Annotated in this window: 17 protein-coding genes; 8 read left to right on the forward strand and 9 right to left on the reverse strand. The window is 64.0% G+C overall.

The features are described 5' to 3' along the window. The first annotated feature begins 77 nt into the window (after positions 1–77). Together ABDW57_RS19780 and ABDW57_RS19785 are read left to right on the forward strand one after the other, a co-directional pair. Positions 78–1,409 (forward strand): aspartate aminotransferase family protein, encoded by a 1,332-nt coding sequence (locus ABDW57_RS19780; protein WP_343731894.1) that lies wholly within the window; start codon positions 78–80, stop codon positions 1,407–1,409. Continuing rightward, positions 1,402–2,091 carry a helix-turn-helix transcriptional regulator gene (locus ABDW57_RS19785; RefSeq protein ID WP_343731895.1) on the forward strand — a complete coding sequence of 230 codons (690 nt, stop codon included), beginning with the start codon at positions 1,402–1,404 and terminating at the stop codon, positions 2,089–2,091. Before ABDW57_RS19780 ends, ABDW57_RS19785 begins: the two co-directional genes overlap by 8 nt. Here ABDW57_RS19785 and ABDW57_RS19790 read toward each other — a convergent pair. Genes ABDW57_RS19790 through ABDW57_RS19800 form a run of 3 tightly spaced genes read right to left on the reverse strand, consistent with a single transcriptional unit; the run spans position 2,077 to position 4,412 of the window. Further along, positions 2,077–2,838, reverse strand: a complete 762-nt coding sequence (locus ABDW57_RS19790) for an SDR family oxidoreductase (protein ID WP_343731896.1) — start codon at positions 2,836–2,838, stop codon at positions 2,077–2,079. The genes ABDW57_RS19785 and ABDW57_RS19790 overlap by 15 nt on opposite strands. 3 nt (positions 2,839–2,841) lie before the next feature. Next, positions 2,842–3,636 (reverse strand): SDR family oxidoreductase, encoded by a 795-nt coding sequence (locus ABDW57_RS19795; protein ID WP_343731897.1) that lies wholly within the window; start codon positions 3,634–3,636, stop codon positions 2,842–2,844. Between the two features lie 5 nt (positions 3,637–3,641). Next, the gene (locus tag ABDW57_RS19800) at positions 3,642–4,412 is read right to left on the reverse strand and encodes a MoaF C-terminal domain-containing protein (RefSeq protein ID WP_343731898.1); all 771 of its coding nucleotides are present in this window, start codon (positions 4,410–4,412) and stop codon (positions 3,642–3,644) included. Positions 4,413–4,569: 157 nt separating this feature from the next. Between ABDW57_RS19800 and ABDW57_RS19805 the strand changes: the two genes are divergently transcribed. Next, positions 4,570–5,958, forward strand: coding sequence for a DUF1329 domain-containing protein (locus tag ABDW57_RS19805; protein WP_343731899.1), 1,389 nt, complete (start codon positions 4,570–4,572; stop codon positions 5,956–5,958). Positions 5,959–5,990: 32 nt separating this feature from the next. Then, positions 5,991–7,391 (forward strand): APC family permease, encoded by a 1,401-nt coding sequence (locus ABDW57_RS19810; RefSeq protein WP_343731900.1) that lies wholly within the window; start codon positions 5,991–5,993, stop codon positions 7,389–7,391. 3 nt (positions 7,392–7,394) lie between these two features. On the opposite strand, the gene ABDW57_RS19815 is transcribed toward ABDW57_RS19810, so the two are convergent. The 3 genes from ABDW57_RS19815 to ABDW57_RS19825 all read right to left on the reverse strand — a co-directional run bounded on the left by ABDW57_RS19815 (position 7,395) and on the right by ABDW57_RS19825 (position 10,207). Then, positions 7,395–8,441: a DUF4351 domain-containing protein gene (locus ABDW57_RS19815; protein ID WP_343731901.1), complete on the reverse strand. Its 1,047-nt coding sequence runs from the start codon at positions 8,439–8,441 to the stop codon at positions 7,395–7,397. A gap of 77 nt (positions 8,442–8,518) precedes the next feature. Continuing rightward, positions 8,519–8,893 carry a cupin domain-containing protein gene (locus ABDW57_RS19820; RefSeq protein WP_343731902.1) on the reverse strand — a complete coding sequence of 125 codons (375 nt, stop codon included), beginning with the start codon at positions 8,891–8,893 and terminating at the stop codon, positions 8,519–8,521. A 15-nt stretch (positions 8,894–8,908) separates the two neighbouring features. Beyond that, positions 8,909–10,207, reverse strand: coding sequence for an FAD-binding oxidoreductase (locus tag ABDW57_RS19825; protein ID WP_343731903.1), 1,299 nt, complete (start codon positions 10,205–10,207; stop codon positions 8,909–8,911). Positions 10,208–10,387: 180 nt separating this feature from the next. Between ABDW57_RS19825 and ABDW57_RS19830 the strand changes: the two genes are divergently transcribed. Continuing rightward, positions 10,388–11,491, forward strand: a complete 1,104-nt coding sequence (locus ABDW57_RS19830; RefSeq protein WP_343731904.1) for a helix-turn-helix transcriptional regulator — start codon at positions 10,388–10,390, stop codon at positions 11,489–11,491. Here the strand turns inward: ABDW57_RS19830 and ABDW57_RS19835 are convergent. The 3 genes from ABDW57_RS19835 to ABDW57_RS19845 form a co-directional block, all read right to left on the reverse strand. Next, complete coding sequence (locus ABDW57_RS19835) at positions 11,488–12,399, reverse strand: transporter (protein WP_343731905.1); 912 nt, start codon at positions 12,397–12,399, stop codon at positions 11,488–11,490. The genes ABDW57_RS19830 and ABDW57_RS19835 overlap by 4 nt on opposite strands. A 1-nt stretch (position 12,400) precedes the next feature. Beyond that, positions 12,401–14,134 (reverse strand): amidohydrolase, encoded by a 1,734-nt coding sequence (locus ABDW57_RS19840; RefSeq protein ID WP_343731906.1) that lies wholly within the window; start codon positions 14,132–14,134, stop codon positions 12,401–12,403. Positions 14,135–14,245: 111 nt separating this feature from the next. Beyond that, entirely contained in the window at positions 14,246–15,352 is a 1,107-nt protein-coding gene (locus ABDW57_RS19845; RefSeq protein WP_343731907.1) for an endonuclease/exonuclease/phosphatase family protein, read from the reverse strand. 224 nt (positions 15,353–15,576) lie between these two features. On the opposite strand from ABDW57_RS19845, the gene ABDW57_RS19850 reads away from it, so the two are divergent. From ABDW57_RS19850 to ABDW57_RS19860, 3 genes are all read left to right on the forward strand, one after another. Then, positions 15,577–18,615, forward strand: coding sequence for a putative Ig domain-containing protein (locus ABDW57_RS19850; protein ID WP_343731908.1), 3,039 nt, complete (start codon positions 15,577–15,579; stop codon positions 18,613–18,615). Between the two features lie 10 nt (positions 18,616–18,625). After that, positions 18,626–19,198 carry an NF038129 family PEP-CTERM protein gene (locus ABDW57_RS19855; RefSeq protein WP_343731909.1) on the forward strand — a complete coding sequence of 191 codons (573 nt, stop codon included), beginning with the start codon at positions 18,626–18,628 and terminating at the stop codon, positions 19,196–19,198. Positions 19,199–19,309: 111 nt separating this feature from the next. Beyond that, complete coding sequence (locus ABDW57_RS19860) at positions 19,310–20,752, forward strand: hypothetical protein (RefSeq protein WP_343731910.1); 1,443 nt, start codon at positions 19,310–19,312, stop codon at positions 20,750–20,752. Positions 20,753–20,761: the final 9 nt, after the last annotated feature.

Below are 20,761 nucleotides of genomic sequence, written 5' to 3' on the forward strand. Positions count from 1 at the left end.
GCCAATTCTTGATAACCGCTGCGCCGGGGCTTGCCTAGACTGATTCCATTACAGGAAAAACAGTGGAGGGAGATCCGATGCAGACGTCAGCTTATCAATTCTGGCATCCCATGTTGCACCCCAATGAGATGAAAGTGCGCGAGCCGATCCGCATCGTGCGCGGAGACGGTTGCCACGTGTTTGACGACGGCGGCAACCGGCTGGTGGATGGCGTGGCCGGACTGTGGAATGTCAACGTCGGCCACGGCCGGCCGGAGATGAAGCGCGCCATCGCCGCGCAGCTCGATGAACTGGAATACTTCCAGATTTTCGATGGCCTCAGCCATCCGCGGGCCGAGGAGCTGTCCAATCTGCTGATCGACATGCTGGCGCCGGAGGACATGCGGCGCGTGTTCTACAGCAGCGGCGGGTCGGACGCGGTGGAAACCGCGCTGCGCCTGGCGCGCCAGTACTGGAAAGTGGCGGGGCAGCCGGAGCGCAGCAAGTTCATCTCGCTCAAGCAGGGCTATCACGGCACCCATTTCGGCGGCGCCTCGGTCAATGGCAATATGGTGTTCCGCCGCAGCTACGAGCCGCTGCTGCCCGGCTGCTACCACATCGAGACGCCCTGGACTTACCGCAATCCCTTCACCGACGATCCGGAAGAACTGGCGCACATCTGCGCCACGCTGCTGGAGCGCGAGATCCTGTTCCAGGGACCGGACACGGTGGCCGCCTTCATCGCCGAGCCGGTGCAGGGCGCCGGCGGCGTGATCGTGCCCCCGGCCAGCTACTGGCCACTGGTGCGCTCGGTGTGCGACAAGTACGGCGTGCTGCTGATCGCGGATGAAGTGGTCACCGGCTTCGGCCGCGCCGGCGCGGCTTTTGGCAGCCGCCTGTGGGGCGTCAAGCCCGACATCATGTGCCTGGCCAAGGGCATCACCTCCGGCTACTTCCCCTTGGGGGCGACCGCCTTCAACCAGCGCATCGTCGATGCATTCGACGGCAATGATGATTTTTCCGGCGCCATCTTCCACGGCTATACCTATTCCGGCCACCCGGTCGGCTGCGCGGCGGCGCTGGCCAACCTGAAGATTGTGCGCGATGAGAACCTGGCGGCCAATGCCGGGCGCATGGGCGACTATCTGCTGCAAAAGCTGTCGCCGTTTGCCGGGCGCTACGCGGCCGTGGGCGAGGTGCGCGGCAAGGGCCTGATGCTGGCGCTGGACCTGGTGCAGGACAAACGCAGCCGCGAGCCGGTTGACCCGGCCAGCGGCTATGCGGCGCGGGTGGCGGAAATCGCCCGTCTGCATGGTGCGCTGGTGCGGCCGGTCGGCACCAAGATCATCCTGTCGCCGCCGCTGGTGATCAGCGAACAGCATGCGGATGCGCTGGTGGCCGCGCTTGAAGCCGGATTCGCCGGTGCGTGAGTCGCTCGCCACAACGGCGCGCCGTATCGCCTCGGTGGCGCAGGAACTGGTCGGCGCGCAGCGCTGGGTGATCTACAGCGTCGGGCCGGATGGCCATGCCGGCGAGGTGTTGTGGGCGCAGGAGGACGAGCGCCGCTGCGCCGCCTATTTCTCCGGCTACCACCTGGAAGATCCGCTGGCGCCGCACCGCATCGCGGCCACACCGAAAGGCGTGGCCTGCCTGAGCCAACGCCTGGCCAGCGGCGCCGATCCGCAGGCGCGCTACCGGCGCGAGTTCATGCAGCCCTATGCGCTGAGCGATGCGCTGGACATGCTGCTGCCGGTGAATCCGTCCATGAGTCTTGGCGTCAGCCTGCTGCGCGATGCGCCGCATCCCGGCTACTCGCGCACGCAGGTGCAGGCGCTGACCGATTTCTACGTGCTGGCATCGCAGTTGCTGGCCCTGCAGGAACGCGAGGCGTCGCCGGAGACTGGCGCGCGCGCCCGGCTGGCGCAGCGCTGCCCGCAACTGACCGGGCGCGAACTGGATATCGCGCTGGCGGTGGCGGGCGGCATGCCGAACAAGCTGGCTGCCCGCCACGCCGGCATGTCGCCGTCGACCGTCAAAACCCATTTGCATAGCATCTTCCGTAAATGTGGCATCGCCAACCGCAGCCAACTGGCGCGCCTAGTTCTCGGGTAAGAGGGCGCCGCCATCGACGATGATGGTCTGGCCGGTGATGTAGGCCGCATCCGGTGACGCCAGGAACAGCATGGCGCCGGCGATGTCGTCCGGCGTGCCAAGGCGGCCCAGCGGAATGCGCTGGCGCAGCTGCCCGGTCACGCCGGCGTCGCCAAGGTTGGCCTGCGCCGGCGTCTGTATCATGCCCGGTTCGACGCCGTTGACGGTGACGCCATGCCGCGCCACTTCCAGCGCGGCGGCGCGGATAAATCCGTTCACTGCCGATTTGGAGGCGGCATAGTGTGCCAGGCCCGGATACGCCACGCGCGGCCCGGTGACCGAGGACGTCACCAGCATGCGCCCGCCGCCACGCGCCTGAAAGCCGGGCAGGGCGGCCTGCAGCAGGTGGAACGCGGCCCAGACGTTGACCGCAAAGGTGCGCTCCAGCAGCGGCGCATCGATGGCGGTGAAGTCGGTCAGCGGGAAGTAGGCGGCGTTGTGCACCACGATGTCCAGCGCGCCGTAGCGTTGCTGCGCGCCGGCGACGATGCGGGCCGGCTGTGCAGGATCGGCCAGGTCGGCCCCCAGCGCGGACGCCTGGGCGCCGCCGGCACGCAACTGCGCGGCGATGTGATCGGCGCCGGCCTCGTCGCGGTCCGCGATCAGCACCGCCGCGCCCTGCGCCGCAAAGCGCCGGGCGATGGCCGCGCCGATGCCGCTGGCGCCCCCGGTCACGACCGCGGTTTGTCCTGAAAACTGCTTGTGCATGGTCTACTCCATCCGGGTAAAGGCCAGCGTCGGCATGTCGACGATGGTGGAACCGCCGTCGGCCGCCAGCACCGCGCCGGTGACCATGGCGGCGGCCGGCGAGGCCAGGAAGGCGCACACTTCGGCAATTTCCTCCGGCGAGGCCGGGCGGCGCAGCGGCACCTCGGCGCACACCATGGCGTAGGCCTGGTCGAGGCTGATGCCGTGCTGTGCCATCAACGGCGCCATCTCGGCATCGGCCATTGGCGTGCGCACCCAGCCGGGACACACCACGTTGGCGCGCACCCCGGCCGGGCCATAGTCGCGCGCAATCGAACGCGACAGGCCGATCAGGGCGTGCTTGAAGGTGGTGTAGCCACACACCTGCGGCCCGGCCGCCAGCGCGGCAATGGAGCCGACAAAGACGATGGCGCCGCGTTGCGCGGTAAGCGCCGGCAGGCAGGCGCGGGCGCTGGCAAAGGCCGTATTCAGGTTGGCGGTGAGCGCGCGCTGCCAGTCTTCATCGGCAATATCGGCGCAGGCGCCCTGGCCGAAACCGCCGGCGTTGGCCACCAGCACATCCAGGCGGCCGTAACGTTGCAGTACCGCCTGCACCGCGCTGGCCATGCTGTCGCCATCGGCGGCGTCGCCAGCCAGCGCCAGGCCGCCGTGGCGGCTGGCGACTGCTTCCACCAGCTCGCGCCGGCGGCCCATGACGGCCACCTGCGCGCCCTCGGCCGCCAGCCGGGCGGCACAGGCGGCGCCGATGCCGGTACCGCCGCCGGTCACCAGCGCGACTTTTCCTTCAAAGCGCTGCATGGCCTTCACTCCCATGGCAGGGTGGCCAGCACGCGCGCATGCGCGCCCACGCCGAAGTTGCGGACTCTGTCGAAATCTTCGCCGTCGTAGCCCATGATTTTGCCGGTGGTCTTCATGGCACGCAGGTCGACCATCACAATGCCCAGCGTCGGAATGATTTTTTCGCGCCAGATGAACAGGTACAGGTCCGGCGCGATGGCGTAGTAGTCGCAGGCGTCGGTTTCGGCCAGGCCTTGTTCCGCACCGGCGATGCAGCGCCAGGTGTAGAAGCGCTGGTTGAGGTAGATGTGCTCATAGCGCTCGTGGGGGCTGTAGATGTATTCGAGGCGTTTGCCGAGCAGCCCGGTGCTGCGCTGTGGCAGCGCGGCATCGTCGGAAAATGGCCGGCCGATGGTGCCGCGGCGGATGCGCAGTTGCACGGCCGTCAGTTCCTTGCCCTCCAAGGCGCGTTGCAGCATCGGCATGCAGGTCTCCTCGCGCGTTGGCAGGGTGCCGGTCAGCTCGATGAAGCTGCCCGCTTCCAGGTTGAGAACCAGACTGACGCCTTGGCGCGCCACGCCTTGCGGCAGGTAGTCGACAAAGTAAATCCCGGCGCGCGGCGTGGTGATGCTGCATTGCGTCAGCTCGTCGCAGGCGAGCAGGGTGCTGCCGCCGTCCTCGTAGTGCAGCTGCAGGGTGCGGCCGGCCAGGTCGTCCGACTGGGTGAGGCAGTGGTTGTCCGGGGCAAAGGCGTCGCCCAGCGCGCCGACGGTGATCCATTCCTGGGTTTGGGACATGGTGCAAATCTCCTGTGGTGAAAGTCCATCCAGTGTGGTGCGCCGTGCACGGCTTGCCCATCGGCCGATTGGTCGATCCAAGATTGCCGATTTTCGATATCGCCGCCGCAGCGCTCCTCATTACCATCCATGACAGATGACCAACCAGGAGACCCCTATGCGTAATATCCGTTCCGTGTACGCCAGCGCGTTGCTCGCCACCATGCTGGCCGTTGCCGGTGCTGCCCATGCGGCCGATGACGATGCTGCCCGCCTCGGCAAAGACCTCACTCCGTCCGGCGCCGAGAAGGCCGGCAGCAAGGACGGCGCCATTCCGGCCTGGAGCGGCGTCGAAGCGCCGGCCGCTGGCTGGGCCTACGGCAAGTTCCGTGGTGATTTCTGGAAGCACAAGGGCGAAAAAGCGCTGTTCTCCATCGACGCCGGTAACGTCGAGAAATACAAGGACAAGCTGACGCCGGGCCAGATTGCCCTGATCAAGGCCACCAAGGGCTACCGCATGGACGTGTATCCAAGCCACCGCAGCTGCGGCATCCCGGACTTCGTGGCCGACAACACCAAAAAGAATATCGGCGTGGCCAAGATCGGCGCGGATGGCTGGACCCTGGCCGACGCCATCGTGCCCGGCTATCCTTTCCCGTTCCCGAAAACCGGCACCGAGGTGATTTACAACAGCAAGATGCGTTATCGCGGTGTTGGCGTGGAGTGGAAAAACTCGCTGACTTCGGTCTCGCCGCGCAAGGGCGGCGGCGACTGGATCGTGGCCGGCTCCGAGCAGACCAACTATTTCCCGTGGGGCGTGAAAGGCAGCCGCCACCTGAACACCATTCCGGACGCGGAGTCGTATGTCTATTTCGCCTATAACACCCCGACCGCGCTGGCCGGCCAGTCGCTGGCGATCCGTAATTACCTGAACAAGCCGGGCACTGAAACCTTCTACTACTTCCCGGGCCAGCGCCGCGTGCGCCGCATGCCGGCCTATGCCTACGATGCGCCGCAGATCGGCTTTGAAAACCAGTACACGCTGGACGAGCCCTATGTATTCAACGGCCCGATCGACCGTTTTGACTGGAAGCTGGTCGGCAAGAAGGAAATCTACGTGCCATACAATTCCTTTGGCGCCTACAAGTTTGACGGCGAGTTCCGTCAGCTGGCCGGCAACGATTACTTCAGCAACGAAAACCGCCGCTACGAGCTGCACCGCGTGTATGTGGTGGAAGCCACGGTCAAAAACGGCACCCGCCATTCCTCGCCGAAGAAAGTATTCTATGTAGACGAGGACAGCTACAATCTGGTGGCAGCCGAGGATTACGATGGCCAGGGCAAGATGTGGAAGGTCAAGGAAGCTTTCCTGATCCCGGTGTATGAAACCGGCACCTGCGACGCCATGGCGTTCACCCAGTACAACCTGCTGGAAGGGCGCTATGTGATCGATGGCCACGCCGCCGGCACAGGCAAGGACATGCGCTGGGTGGTGGATGCGGAAGGCCAGCGCTTCAAGGAATCGTTCTACACCGCGGATAACCTGCGCGCCATCAGCGAGCGCTAAGCGGCAACCCTCACCAGCGAGACTAGACTGATATGGAGACACGGCAGCACAGCGCAGCACCGAGGGCAGGCGGTACACTGGGCTTTTTCGCACTTTTTTCGATTGCCATCGGCGTGATTGTCAGCCAGACCAGTACGGTCTCGCTGTTGCAGGCGATCGGCATCGGCGGGCAGGGTTTTTTCCTGGCGTATGGCTTCGCCTTCCTGCTGTCGATCTGCAATGCGCTGAGCTTTGCGGAATTGTCGCTGTCGCTGCCGCAGGCCGGCAGCATCAGCACCTACGCCGAGGTGACTGTGGGACATTTTCCGGCCATCCTGGCGGTTTTTGCGGGCTATGTGGTGCCGGCCATCTTCGGCTTGCCGGCCGAGCTGATGCTGTTCGACAGCGTGATCAGCCAACTGTTCCCCGGCATCATGCCCAGCATGGGGTGGGCCTTGCTGTTGCTGGGCACGCTAGTGGTGCTGAATCTGGCAGGCACTGATGTGTTCGCCACCACCCAGCAGATCCTGACGTTTATCATCATTGCCTTCTTCCTGGTGGTGGGGCTGTACGTGATCAGCGGCATGCAGCCGACTGCCGCGGCGGCGCCGCAAATCTGGAAGAGCTACGCGGCGCATGACGCTGTGGCGCCGGTGGTGGTGTTGTGCTTCTGGACCCTGATCGGCTGCGAGTATGTGACGCCGATGGTGGAGGAGGCCAGGCACCCGCGCCGGGATCTGCCGCGGGCGATGCTGCTGGGCTTGTTGTTCATCTCGGCGGTCAACCTGCTGTTTGCGTATGGCACGGCACATGTGCTGCCGCGCGACGGCTTGCTGGCGTCGGTGACGCCGCATCTGGATGTGGTGTCCAGCGTCTTCGGCCAGGCGGGCCGCATTGTATTCGCGGTGATCGCCATGACTGCCAGTGCCAGTCTGATCAATGCTGTGCTGGGTGCGGTGCCGCGCATGCTGCACGGCATGGCGATGAATGGGCAGGCTTTCCCGCTGCTCAAGCGGGTGTCGGCGCGGCGTCAGGTGCCGGTGGCGGCCTTGCTGTTTGTGGCGGCCTGTCCGGTGGTGGGACTGATCTGGGCGCGTGGCGATGCCAACAACATCCTGCCACTGACGATTGCCGCCACCATCTGCTGGATGCTGGTGTATCTGTTGGCGCACGTGGTGTTGCTGGTGTTGCGGGTACGCAGCCCGCAGCTGGCGCGTCCGTTCCGCACGCCGCTATACCCGCTGCCGCAGCTGGCGGCGATTGCCGGCATCCTCTACGTGATTGCGAATAGCTCGCCGGAGCCGGCCATGACCAAATCGATAGTGCTGTACAGCGGCAGCGTGCTGGCGATCTTTGGTGTGGTGGCGGCGTTCTGGGTGCGTTGCGTGATGAAACAGCCGCTATTCAGGGCCGTGCCGGTGGCGCTGCCAGCGGAAACGGCCGCCGCAGGATAATTTTTATCGAAACACCTGCTTGAGCGATTGCGCCTCCGCCAGCGCGTCGCTCCAGGCCTCCAGTTGCTGCAGGCTGGCCTTGGCCAGCCTCCTGCTGGCAGTTGGAGGCAATGGCCCAAAACGCTGCACCAGCAGCCGCTCCAGCAGGGCCGCTGCACCTTCCTTACGCCCGCGCTCCAGCCCTCGCTCTACCCCTTGTTCTATTCCTCTTTTGATCCCTTTTTCAATTCCTTTTTCGATACCCAACTCCAGACCTTCTTGCAGGCCGCGTTTCTGCCCGATCTTGATGCCATCGTTGACGAACATTTGCTCGAATGAGTTATACAGTTTTTTCATTCCGTGCTCCTTTTCCAATCGATCGATAGCCAGCCCGTAGCGCCGGTCGTGCGACTCAGGCAGGGCCATCATCCAGTTGATCGCGTTGAACAAGACGATTATGCGCCTCTGGCTCCAGCGATGCTGGAACAGTAGCCTGGTCAAGTGCAGTTTGGCTGCGTAGAGTGCATCCGCATCATGATGAGCCTGCTGCGAGCGGAAATGCGCCAGGGTGAGCCAGGCAACTGGGTTGTGCGAGGCTTCCAGCGCTTGCATGTCGGTAAGGTGGTCGAGTAGTTTGGCGCTGCCAAACGAAAACTCTGCAATCGTGTCCCCTAACTGCAGGCGAAAGCCTGGCGGCCGCCATCCAGGATGTTGGTCTGCAAGCAGCGCCAGGCTGGCCACCGGCAGACCATATGCCTCGTTGATGCGGGAGTGATAGTCGTACATGCGGCGCGCCAGTGTGGCGTCCCGCTGGGCCTGGATTTCAATATGCATGAGTACTTTCTGTCCGTTGTGCAGCCGTGCCTCGGCCAGCTTGTCTGCCACCATCAGGTTGGGCTTGGCGCCGAAACCGAAGCTTGCCAGTTCCTTGTCGCGCAAGCGTGGTCGTTGTCTCCAGTCGATGTTGGCGCTGAAGTCGGGAAAGTAGAAATCCATGAAGGGGCGGAAAGCATGCGATAGCACGGCTTTCCAGGGCAGGGCATAACGGGCGGGCAGGGCGGTGGCGTGCATCCGCTCAGTCTGGCGGCAGACTGCGACCCGCCGTATGACAAAATGCAAATTGCCGGGGAATTATGCCAGCCAGACGATTATGCCGCTTGGACCACAGCAAAGAAATGCTTAATGAAGAAGTCGCTCTGGATTTCCCACAGCACTTCCGTGCCCTGGGTAACGAACCAGCTGTCGCCGGTCTGATACACCACCGACGCGCCGCTGGCCACATCGGTCAGCTTGACGCTGCCTTGCACCACGGTGGCCTGCTCGTTGAATGGATAGGTCATGCGGAACACGCCGCGCGTGACGCCAAAGTAGCCGGCCGAGACCGCATCAGCTGGGGCGCCAAAGGTGCCCAGGGCATAGGCATCGACCGTGCCCGCCTCAATGGTGGCGCCGAGCAGGGATACCGGTCCGATCAAATGCAGGTCCTGTTGGCGGATGGTGTTGGAAATGCGGGTCAAGCTCATGAAACTTCCTTTCTTTTAACGACGGCCGGTCCAATAACCGGAAACTTGGTGCCAGGTCTTCCCGGCGGAACAAATCAGGGGGCGGAACTGGTCCTTGCCGACCACGCTGGCGCGGCGCACCGAGCTGATCAGGTCATAGCGCGGCGAGCCTTCGGTCATGCCTTCCGCCAGGATCTTGCAGATGATGTGGCTGGGCGTGACGCCAAAGCCGGAATAGCCCTGCACGAAAAACACATTGGGCTGGCCGGGCAGGTTGCCGATCTGCGGGAACAGGTTGGGGCTGCACGCCATCGGGCCGCCCCACGCCAGGTCGATCTTCACATCGTGCAGATACGGGAAGATATTCAGCATCAGCTGGCGGTTCCATGCCTTCAGATCGTTAGGAATGTGATCGATGAACGGGGTGGCAGAACCGAACAGCAGGCGATTTTCTTTGGTCACACGGTAGTAATCGATCACCGGGCGGATGTCGCTATAGGCGCCGCGGATCGGGCTGATGCGCTGGATCAGTTCATCGCTCAATGGTTCAGTCATGCACTGGAAGGCATAGGTGTTGATGGTCGAGCGGTGCAGCTCCGGCTCCAGCTTGTTGAGGAAGCTGTCGCAGGCCCACAGCAGCTTGTTGGCCGTGACCGTGCCCTTGGCGGTGCGCACCTTGATGCGGCGGCCGTAGGTGACTTCCACTGCCGGCGAGTATTCGAAAATCTTTACGCCGTGGCCGGCCAGCGCCTGCGCCTCGCCCAGCAGCAGGTTGAGCGAGTGGACGTGGCCGCCGCCCATGTGCAGCAGCGCGCTCTGGTAAGCGTCGGAGCCGATGATGGTCTGCACCTCGTTCCCTTCCAGGTAGCGGAGCTCGTGTTTCGAATTGAGCGACTTGAAGTCCTTCTCCCATGCGCGCAAGGTCTTGCCCTGGCGCGCGTTGAAGGCCATGTAGCCGTAGCCATGGCAGAAGTCGGCCTTGATGCGGTACTTGTCGATGCGTGCCTGGATGATGTCGGCGCCCATGTCGCTGATTTCAAAGATGGCGCGCACGCCATCCTCGCCAACGTCCTTGCGGATCTTGTCGAGATCGTGGCCGATGCCGGCCATGATCTGGCCGCCGTTGCGGCCGGTGCCGCCGAAGCCCAGATAGCGCGCCTCCAGCAAGGCGATGTTGGTGTGGCCTTTTTCCGCCAGCTCCAGTGCGGTGTTCACGCCGCTGAAGCCGCCGCCGATGACGACAATATCGACATCGATGTCCTGCTCCAGGCTGGGGAAGCTGAGGTCGTATTTCTTGGTGGCGGTGTAGTAGGTTGCTGTTTCGATATTCATCATAAGAGTCTTGCACGCGCGGTGCACCTGGTTGGACAGCACGGTTCTGCCATTGCTTCCAGTATCCCGGCAATGTGTTGGTGTCCGTTATCAAAAACCGGCAAACATCGGCGCCAAATGCGCCATGGCCGCCGATTTCCCCTAAAATGAAAAACAAATAAAACCATACGGGAGAACAAGATCATGCACACGGACAGCCTGCTGTACCAGCTCTATGCCCGTCCGGACGACGCCGCGCATTGGACGGCGGTGCTGAACCAGCTGTGCCGCGAAACCGGCGCGCGCTCGGCCGTGCTGCAGTCGGTCAAGCGCACCGGTTCGCGATTGACGATTGCATGGAGCGCGGCCGATTCCTATACCCTCAGCCGCGATGCGGCGCCGCCGGCCGGCATAGGGGACGCCGACAACCCGCGGCTGGAAGCACGCAGCTTCGCGCGCGGCCTGAACCGCATCGCCCGCGATGAGGAATTGTTCGACCGCGACGACCCGGCGCAACGCCGGCTGCATGAACAGCTGGCGCAACGCCGCCTGGGGCGTTTCATGGGCAGCCTGCGCCAGCTGGATGACGACACCTACCTCGGTCTGGCGCTGCACCGCGCCATCGATGATCCGGAAGATTTTTCGGTCGCCCATGCCAATCAGCTGGCCATGCTGACGCCGCATTTTGGCCAGGCCATGGCCTTGCGTGCGCGCCTGCGGGCCAGCGATGAACTGGACCGCCAGTTGCGGCGGCATCTGGACCGCATGCGCAGCGGCCTGATCGTATGCGATGCGCAGGCGCAGGTACAGTGGATGAATCAACGCGCACGGGCCTTGCTGCAGCAGTCTGGCGGCCTGCAACTGCGTGGCGATGTGCTGTGCGCGGCCGACGCGCGCTTGCGCCGCCATATTGCCGATCTGGCGGCCGGCGCCGGCGGCAACCGTTATCTGACCGTGGGCGAGGGCAGGGAATCGCTGCATCTGGCGTTGCAGGCGTCGGAGGGGAGTCTGCCGGGCGGCCCCGGCACGGTGCTGCTGGCGCTGACGGATGTGGCGGCCGATGTGCCGGTGTCTGCCAGCGCGATTGCCGCGCTGTTTGGACTGACGCGGGCTGAAGCCAGTCTGGTGGCCGGCCTGGTGGCCGGCAGCTCGCTGGAGCAGTACGCGCAACGGCGCGGCGTGGCGCTGGGCACCGTGCGCGGCCAGCTCAAGCAGGTACAGGCCAAGACCGGCGCCACGCGGCAGGCGGAACTGGTGCGGCTGGTGTTGTCGTCCGCCGCCGCCCAGTTGCCCGACGCGCTCGCCTAGAACACCCAGGCCGCACGCAGTGCGAGCTGGGCGCCCTGCGAGCGGTTACGGGCGCCGAACTCCTTGTAGGCATGGATCCAGATGTTGGGCATGCCGGAACGCGGATCGAAGAAGTTCAACGCCGGGCCAAGCGCCGTAACGCGGGCGCGATTGCCGTTGACCACGCCGACGCCGTCGTCATCGCTCAACTGGCGGTAGTGATACCCGCCCAGGCCGATCGTGTACGCCCCGACGTGCTGTCCCAGTGCGAACTCGTGCTGCCATTCGGTGCCGGAGCGGTAGCCGGTGGCGTGGTTGCGTGTGTTGACGTTAACCTGAATCGTCGACGACACTTCAAAGCCGCTGGCGCCGATGCGGGTGAACGCATACGTCGGTGAATAGGTCCAGTGATTGGTGCCGGGATTGGCCAGGCGGTTCTTGTCATAGGAACCGGTGGGCGCCTGCACCTGCAGCGCCGCGTACTGAAACCAGCCCTGGCCGGCCCATTGCAGGATCACCGGCACCACGCTGATGTCGCCCATGGCGGTCTGCTTGCCGTGCAGGTCCAGGCGGCCGGCCGGTGTTGGCACGCCCAGATTGAGCCTCATGTTCAGCAGCGGCAGCACCGCCGCATAGCCGTACCGGGCGCCCAGGATTTCGGTCCGGGTCATCTTGATGACGGCCACGCCCAGGCTGTTCACGTCCAGCTCGGCCGCCACCGGCGAGCGGTTGCCGTCGTTGTCGCGCAGTTGATTGGCGTGGTAGAAGGTGCTGCGCACGCCAACCGCTGCCACGTCGGACGGCGGCGGCATGATGCCGGCGCCAAAGTCGGTGACGCCAAAGGGCGTGATCGGTGCGCCGCCTTCCACGGCGGCGGCGGAACCGGCAAGAAAGAACAGGCACGCTGCGTATTTTTGTTGAATGTTCATATCAGTCCTTATGGAAGACCTGGCGGCCCCGGAAATAGGTTTGTTGGACGGTGGCGGTGTGTACCTGCGTGACGGGAATCTTGAACAGGTTCTTGTCGAGCACGATGAAATCGGCCGACTTGCCGACCTCGATGGAGCCGGTTTCGGCGCCCAGCCCCATGGCCTCGGCGCTGTTGAGGGTGTAGATGCGCAGCGCGGTGGCCAGATCTACCGCCTGCTCGGGCCACAGCGCCCCGGGGATCGCGCCGGCCGGGTCGCGCCGCGTCACCAGGCCTTCAATGCCCATCCATGGATTCGGCGTCGGTTGGCCGGCCGGCCAGTCTGAGCCGCCTGCCACCAGCGCGCCGGCGCGGGTCAGGTCCAGTATCGGGAAGATGTGCGCGGCGCGCTCCCGGCCGATCGCCATTGCGGTGGCCATGCCGATGCCGGTGGGATACCAGATCATCGGAGAGATATCGGCGGTGACGCCCAGCTGGCGGAAGCGCGCGAGGTCGCTGTCGGCAATAAAACTGGCATGCGCCACCTGATGGCGCGCGCCCGGCATGCCATTGCGCTTGCGGACTTCCGCGATGGCGTCCAGTGCCAGCCGCACCGAGCCGTCGCCGGTGGCGTGCAGCTTGACGGGGATGCCGCGCTTGTCGAATTCACTCAGCAGTTCCACCAGCTGGGCGCGGGTGTAGTTGCTCTTGCCATGGAAATGCGCGCCGTGTTCGGCATCCGGCAGATAGGGCTGCAGGAATTCGGCGGTGCGCGCCGGCGGTATGCCGTCGAGGAAGATCTTGGCGAAATCAGGCTTCAGGTTAGGGCCGCGATAGTTCTCGCGCAGATCCGCCAGCGCCAGGCCGGTATGCTCGGCCGGATCGGCGCTGGGCATGGTCGACAGCGAGGCCACCATGTGCAGCGGCAGGCCCGGCCCGCGGTCGACCTGGCTCCAGATGCGCAGCGTGCCCTCGGAACTGAAGGCGTCCTGCACGCCGGTGATGCCGACCGCGTTCAGGGTGGCGCCGGCAGCCTTGGCCGCGGCCAGCTGGCGCGCCTGGGTGCGTGGCGGCACTTGCCGTTCCAGCGCCAGGAAGGCCGGGAACTCCTTGAACAAACCGGTGGGCTGGCCGCTGGCCGGGTCCTTGACGATGATGCCGCCGGCCGGATCGGCACTGGCGGCGCTGATGCCGGCGCGCTTCATGGCTTCGCTGTTGGCCCAGCGGTTGTGGAAGGTTTCGTCGCGCAGCAATACCGGATGGCCGCCGCTGGCGCGGTCCAGCGCCGCCAGCGCGGCTGGCGTGGCGATCTCACCCATCAGGGTGCTGCTCCACGCCGCGCCGACCACCCAGTCGCCCGGCTCCGCCTTGGCGGCGCAGTCGGCCACGCGCGCCAGCACCTGCTGGAGCGTGCTGAATGGCGGGAAGTTGCAGGCGTATAAATCTTCGTAGGCGCCATCCAGCGGGTGGCTGTGCACATCGTTAATGCCGGGCATGGCCATGGCGCTTTGCAGATCGATGACGCGGGTTTGCGGTCCGGCCAGTTTGGCGATCTCGGCGTTGCTGCCAACCGCTACATAGCGGCCGTCACGCACTGCGAACGCCTCGGCCCAGGCGGTTTTGCCCTGCACGGTGTAGATGCTGCCGTTGCGGACGATGAGTTCGGCCGGTGCGGCCTGGGCCGCTGCCAGCACCCATGGCAACAACAGCCCGGCGAGGGCGGCCGCCAGCCGCCCCCCATGCTTGTTACGCTCCATAAATCGCTCCCTTTGTTTTGGTTTATCAGTTGACTGCCTGAGCCAGTCTAGGGAGCGGCTGGGGCAGGGTCATGTACCAAATGGGAGGAATTTCGCCGGCGCTGGTTTATTTTATGAGGGCAGGTCGAAGTCGGCCCAGAGCAGATGGTGGTCGGAGGCCTCGTCGCTGGTTTTGGTGACAGTGTCGTAGGGTTGCCACAGGGTCGGGTGGTAACTGCCCTGGCGCGCGATGCCGGCAGCCTGCAGGCGCTGTTGCAGCGCCGGCGACATGATGAGGTAGTCGATCTTGTTGGCGGCCGTGCCGGTGCCGTAGGTGCCGGGCCGGTCGGCAGGGTAGGAGGGATGGCTCTGGATGTCCGCGAAGCCGTCCTGCCACAGGCTGTCGAACAGCGGCTGCGCCGGCGTGTCGTTCAGGTCGCCGGCGATGAGTACATACGGCGTGCGGCGCAGTCCGGCCAGCGCAATGGCGTGCGCGCGCTCGGCCTGGGCACGCCGCCTGGCGCGCATGGCCGGCGTGTCGCCGCCGCGCTTGGACTTGAAGTGGTTCGGCAGCACCAGCAGTTCGCTGCCGTCCCCCAGCGCGATCCAGTATTCGGGACAGTCACGCGAGAAAATGTGGCTGCCATCCGGCCGCAGGTCGTCCACGTGGCTGGCCATGCTGCGTATCGGGTAGCGGCTCAGCAGGCCGACATCGATGCCGCGCTCGTCGTTGCCGTCGATGACCATGTGATGAGCGTAGCCAAGGTTGAACTGGGCTTGCAGTAGCTGATGGTTGAAGCGGCCCAAAGTGGGACGCGATTCCACTTCCACGCACACCAGGATGGCGGGATTGACGCCGGCAATCACGCGCGCGGTGTTATAGGTGGCGGCCCAGGTCACTTCGCCCATGCGCAGCTCAAACCATCCGGTCCAATCGGCCCGCCCGCCGGCAACGACGGTGACCGCACCGGTGCGGGCGCGAGAATACAACTGGCCGCGTATCCGGTTCAGGACCAGGTAGCTGTTGGAGGGGGCGTTGAGGCTGCTGAAGCGATAGACATCGTCCAGCGCGAGCAGCCGTTGCTTGTCGTGCTGGTTATAGCTGGCCTTCTCGACGATGGTGTTCAGTTCGGCATGGTGCTCCACCGCGTGCCGGCCGGCCAAGCGCCCTTCGTCGGACAGCGCCAACGGGCGCGTGAACAGGTTTTCCATGTTAAAGCTGGCGATACGGATAGTCATGGCTGCGCTCCTCAAATGAATTCATATCAAAAATGCAAGCATTGAAAACATCTTAGGCGCGCCAGCAGAAAATTATTAGAAATGTATCAGTGCCGCGACAGATAGTCGGCCCCGGCGTGGTACATTTCTGGGCCGCCCTTCACACGCAACAATTTGTTATCGATAACTTATTCAAAATTGTGATCGATAACGGAAGGCGGCCCCATCAATTAAAAAGGAGACCTATGAATACCCTTACACTTCGGGGCGTCACCACCGCCGTGGCATCGGCGTTGTTGTGGCTGTCCTCATCGCCGGCTGGCGCCATCAACTTCGTGGCCACGCCGCAGGCCGAGCCCACGGTCAGCGCGGCTGGCTTCAAACATCCGGCGCTGGGCTTCACGCTGGAGCAGCTGGAGTACGCGCGCCAGCAGGTCAGGGCGGACGTGGAGCCGTACAAGAGCTACTACAACACGCTGGCCACGGTGTGCTGTGGCTACGCCGGCCTCGACCTGCAGCCGACCAACCGCGACCCCAGCAAGGTCGATACCCCGAATACGCCGAACTACAACAACGGCACCGGCCAGACGCGCATGATCAACGATTCGCAGGGTGCGCTAACGCAAGCCATCCTGTACTACATGACCGGCAAGAACGAGTACCGCCGCAACGCCATGCGCATCCTGCGGACGTGGAGCAATATGAATCCCAATGGCTACGCCTACTTCCCGGATGCGCACATCCACAATGGCGTGCCGCTGTTCCGCTTGTTGATGGCGGCGGAGATCATGCGCTACACGCCGGCCGACGCCACCTACACCGCATATCCGCTGGCCTGGACCGCCACCGATACGCAAAAACTCAAGGACAATCTGATCGATCCGATGGAGCGCACTTTCTTCGCCAGCAACGAGCGCTTCATGAACCAGCATGTGTATTCGATTGCCGGCCGGCTGGCTGGCGCCATCTTCACCGACAACCGCGCGCGCTACGATGAAACGGTGGAATGGCTGACCGTGAATGCCACATCCACCCGGCAGGACATCAATGGCGGCATCCTGCCATTGATCCCCCTGATCGCCGCCGACAATCCGCTCAACAAGGAAGGCTATCCCTTCTATCAGATCCAGGAAATGATGCGCGACCAGGCGCACGGCGGCGACAATGTCGACAACCTGATTGGCCTGCTGCGGCTGGTAAATTCGCAGGGCACCAGGGTCGATCCCTATACCGGCAAGCCTTCCACCGCCGGTGACGCGGTGAGCGTGTATCACTTCGGCGGCAATCGCCTGCTGATGGGCGCCAACTCGTACGCGCAGTTCATGCTGGGCTATAAAACGCCATGGGCCGACACCAGCGGCGGCAGCTCCGGCATGTCGGAAGCGTATCGCGGCCGTCTGTACGCGGCCGAAGGGATTGCCGAAATCTACAACGTCTACAAGTACGAACAGGGCGTCGATGTCGAGGCGGTGGCGCCTTATCTGGCGACTGCCGCCTCGCACCAGAATGGCTATGTCACGCCATGGGGGCGCGGCACGCCGGACAACAAGGACTTTGGGGCCGAGGCCTTCATCACGCTGCCCAAGGCGCTGACCGGCAAGCCGCTGCCGCCCAATACCGGCATGCTGGAGACCGAGCGCAAGACGGTGTATCTGAACGGCGACTGGAGCACGCTCAGCGAAGGCGAGCGCACGTTTGGCCGGAGCCAGCTTACGCCGGCGGGCGCCACCGTGGTGTTCCATGACATCGTCTACGCCGACCGCAGCAAGTATGCGCCGGTCGGCGTCATGATCCGCACCAATGCGGTGACCAGGCTGTCGGCCAGCGGTACCGAGGGCGGCAAGCCATGGTGCGAGATGACAGTGCCGGATACGCAAGGGCAGTGGCGCTACATCGTGCCCGATGCCTCCACTGCGGCCACCGGCGCGCGCCGGCTGGGCGACAACATCATCTACTTCAAGTTCAGCGGCGCGGAAGGCGCCACTGTGGACGTGGATTTCGTCAACCTGAACGCGCCCACGCAACTGACGCCGCCGCGCTTTTCCATGCCGGTGTTCCCGCTGACGGAATACGTGGTACAGGGCATGCCGTTCCGCGCGACTTACACGGCCACCGATGCCAACCCGGCGGATACCGTCGCCTACAAGGCGATCAGCCTGCCGGCTGGGGCCAGCGTGGACAGCGCCACCGGCATGGTGAGCTGGACGCCGACGCCGGACCAGGTTGGCGAGCATGACCTGGTCATCAGCGCCACCGACGGCGTTGCCATCAGCACCATGACGGCGCGCCTGAACGTGCAGCCGGACCGGCAGGCCGCTTTCCTGGCGGCGCAGGGCGGTTACGACAGCGCCGCGGTCTACACCACGCCGTCACTGGCCGCGTTCAAGGCCGAGATGGCGCCGCTGCAGCAGGCGCTGACCACCACCGCCGACGCGGATTTCCCGGCGCTGCTGAAGAAGGTGCAGGCGGTAACGCAGAAGCTGGAGCTGCTCAACCCGCGCCTGGCGTCGGATGGCAGTCTGGACTGGAGCAAGAACATGGTCACCACCACCGTGCTGAATCCGGCGACGATCCCCGGACTGGTGGATGACGATTACAACACCACCTCCGGCGACCTGCGCGACGTGGTCACGCTGGATTATGGCGAAAACTACCGCGTGGCCGCCAGTGCCTTCGGCATCCGTCCGCGCTTCATGTTCGGCAACCGCACCCAGGGCATCAATGTCTACGGCTCCAACGACAAGGCCAGCTGGACCTTGTTGAGCAGCCGGGAAACCAGCGACACCAGCGGCCAGAACTTCATCATGGAGGTGATACCGGTGGTGCAGGGGCAGGAAGACCAGCGGTACCGCTACTTCATGGTGCGTGTCGATCATCCGGGGCCGCCGACCGATCCGGCTTACCCGGGCATTTCATCGTACAGCGAGCTGCACTTCTACGGCAGCCGCTATGACTTGCTGGCGCCGGTGGATGTCAGCGCCAGCGTGAGGATGCAGCAATCCGGCCTGACGATGAACCGCTTCACGCAGAAGTACAGCGGTACAGTGACCATCACTAACAACACGCAGCAAACCATCAAGGGGCCGCTGCAATTTACGCTGGAGAATCTGACCGCCGGCGTCACGCTGGACAATGCCTCCGGCAGCAAGGACGGCGCGCCCTATATCACGCTGCCTGCCACCGATCTGGCACCGGGGCAGAGCGTGACGCTGAGCACCACCTTCAGCAATCCATCCAGGCTGGCGATCGCATACAACCGCAAGCTGATCAGCGCAAAATATTAAGGAGACCAAGATGACTTTCGTAAAAGACCTGTTGATGAAGCTGATGCTGGCCGCCCTGCTGCTGGGCGGGGCAGGGCAGGCATCGGCACAGCACTACAGCATCACCATCGACACCGCCACCCTGGGCGATGGCCCTGCCTATCTCGGCCTGTATTTCCTTGGCCTGGCCGACGCGGCGCCGGCCACCGCCACGGTGAGCCAGCTGGCGGGGGATCTGAGCGGGCCTGCGCAGCTCAGCGGCGCGGTCAGCGGTGCGTTGCCGGGGCCGCTGGTGTTTGGCAATGGCGGCGAGCTGGTACAAGCCGTCACGCTGGGCAGCGTGTTGAGGTTCAGCCTCAGTCTGACGCTGGGCAGTGGCGACAGCGGCCTTCAATTCGGCTGGGCGCTGTTCAACGACAGCAGCTATCTGGGGGCGGACGGCGACCTTGGTGTCATCGCGCTGCAACCCGGCGCTGTGCCATACACGGTCAGCACCTTCAGCGCCGCCAGCAGCGTGACGGCGGTGCCTGAGCCGGCGACGTTTGTGCTGTTGCTGGCTGGCCTGCTGTGCCTGGCGACGTTGCGGATGCGGCGCGCCGGCTAAGCGCCATAGGGCCGGCGTGCGGTATTCGCATTCCGGCCCCACGAATTGTTTGACATGGCCGGCAGAGCCGTATAATCTGTTATCGATATCAAGAATAATTCAGGAGATATTTTGTCCTTCATACGCATACTGACGGGCGTACTGGCCTGTCTGCAACTGTCGCTGGCCACTGCCCAGGTGCAGGTCCATCCTTTCCCCAATCCGGTCCGCTACAGCCACCATAACGACGACTTTACCGTGCGCGTGCGCGTGCCCGGCGGCGCCTGGCAAGACCTGTATGAATACAAGGTGAAGGTCGACCTCGATAAACCGCAGGAAGCGTCGATGGTGTACTTCAATTTCGACGGCACGGTCGAACTGGCGGTGCAGAAGAATAACGGCATGTTTTCCAAGGTGGCGGTGCGCCCGGACGCCAAAGGCCTGAAACCGGTGGTCAGGGACGGCATCGCCTACATCACGCTGCATCGCCCGGAAAACCTGAGCATCGAATTTGACGACGATCGCCTGCACAACCTGCATGTGTTCACGCATGCCATCCGCAAGGACATGCCGGCCACCCCGGCCAGTTTGTCGTCGAATGACATCGAGAAGGGCAAGCTGCCGGACTTTACGCAGAAGGTGGTGTTCTTCGGCCCGGGCGTCCACACCGGTGAATTCCGCCTGCGCTCGCACAGCACGGTGTATATTCACGGTTCCGCAATTCTGAAGAATCCGCTGGTGCTGGACGGTGTGGAGGACGTCAAGGTAATCAGCGATGGCCTGTTTGACGGTGTCGACATGACCACTATCCGCAATTCCCGCAATATCGAGATCGATGGTCCTATCTTCATCAACCAGCCGCATGGCACCATGCGCTGCATTACTTCGCAGGATCTGGTGGAGCGCAATATCCGCAGCATCGGTGCGGGACAGTGGTCGGACGGGCTGGGGCACTTTGCCTGCGAGCGCGTGACCATCAGCGACAGCTTTATCCGCACCTCCGATGACTGCCTGACCTTCTACAACCACCGCTGGGACATCTGGGGCAATACCCGCGACGTCAAGGTCAGCAAGACCACGCTGTGGGCGGACGTGGCGCATGCCATCATGATCGGCATCCACGGCAACACGCCGACGCCCGAGCATCCGCAGCCAGAGGTGCTGGAGCGCCTGCGCTTCTCCGACATCGACATCCTCGATCATGACGAGGACGAGCCGGAATACGAAGGCGCGCTTGGCATCATGGCCGGCGACGACAACCTGGTGCGCGACGTGGTGTTTGAGGATATCCGCGTCGAGCGCATCGAGGAGGGCAAGCTGTTCAACCTGAAGATAGCGTACACCGCCAAGTACAACACCAGCCCCGGCCTCGGCATCGAGAACGTCACGCTGCGCAATATCCGCTATTCCGGGCGCGGCTCGCCCAGCGCCGCACGAATCACCGGACATGACAGCAGCCGCAAGGTAAAAAATGTCATACTGGAGAACGTTACCATGGGCGGCAAAAAAATCACCAGGCCGGAGCCCGGCGTGCTGGAGGTGAACGAATTTGTCGATGACATCCAGTTCCGTTGAAAAGGGTAG

The organism is Duganella sp., from assembly GCF_039595735.1.
In the GTDB taxonomy this organism is placed as follows: Bacteria; Pseudomonadota; Gammaproteobacteria; order Burkholderiales; family Burkholderiaceae_D; genus Rugamonas.

Coding starts and splice junctions, on each gene's coding strand:
- ABDW57_RS19780 (WP_343731894.1), top strand. CDS start 78: ATGCAGACGTCAGCTTATCAATTCTGGCATCCCATGTTGCACCCCAAT.
- ABDW57_RS19790 (WP_343731896.1), bottom strand. CDS start 2,838: ATGCACAAGCAGTTTTCAGGACAAACCGCGGTCGTGACCGGGGGCGCC.
- ABDW57_RS19795 (WP_343731897.1), bottom strand. CDS start 3,636: ATGCAGCGCTTTGAAGGAAAAGTCGCGCTGGTGACCGGCGGCGGTACC.
- ABDW57_RS19800 (WP_343731898.1), bottom strand. CDS start 4,412: ATGTCCCAAACCCAGGAATGGATCACCGTCGGCGCGCTGGGCGACGCC.
- ABDW57_RS19805 (WP_343731899.1), top strand. CDS start 4,570: ATGCGTAATATCCGTTCCGTGTACGCCAGCGCGTTGCTCGCCACCATG.
- ABDW57_RS19810 (WP_343731900.1), top strand. CDS start 5,991: ATGGAGACACGGCAGCACAGCGCAGCACCGAGGGCAGGCGGTACACTG.
- ABDW57_RS19815 (WP_343731901.1), bottom strand. CDS start 8,441: ATGCACGCCACCGCCCTGCCCGCCCGTTATGCCCTGCCCTGGAAAGCC.
- ABDW57_RS19820 (WP_343731902.1), bottom strand. CDS start 8,893: ATGAGCTTGACCCGCATTTCCAACACCATCCGCCAACAGGACCTGCAT.
- ABDW57_RS19825 (WP_343731903.1), bottom strand. CDS start 10,207: ATGATGAATATCGAAACAGCAACCTACTACACCGCCACCAAGAAATAC.
- ABDW57_RS19830 (WP_343731904.1), top strand. CDS start 10,388: ATGCACACGGACAGCCTGCTGTACCAGCTCTATGCCCGTCCGGACGAC.
- ABDW57_RS19835 (WP_343731905.1), bottom strand. CDS start 12,399: ATGAACATTCAACAAAAATACGCAGCGTGCCTGTTCTTTCTTGCCGGT.
- ABDW57_RS19840 (WP_343731906.1), bottom strand. CDS start 14,134: ATGGAGCGTAACAAGCATGGGGGGCGGCTGGCGGCCGCCCTCGCCGGG.
- ABDW57_RS19845 (WP_343731907.1), bottom strand. CDS start 15,352: ATGACTATCCGTATCGCCAGCTTTAACATGGAAAACCTGTTCACGCGC.
- ABDW57_RS19850 (WP_343731908.1), top strand. CDS start 15,577: ATGAATACCCTTACACTTCGGGGCGTCACCACCGCCGTGGCATCGGCG.
- ABDW57_RS19855 (WP_343731909.1), top strand. CDS start 18,626: ATGACTTTCGTAAAAGACCTGTTGATGAAGCTGATGCTGGCCGCCCTG.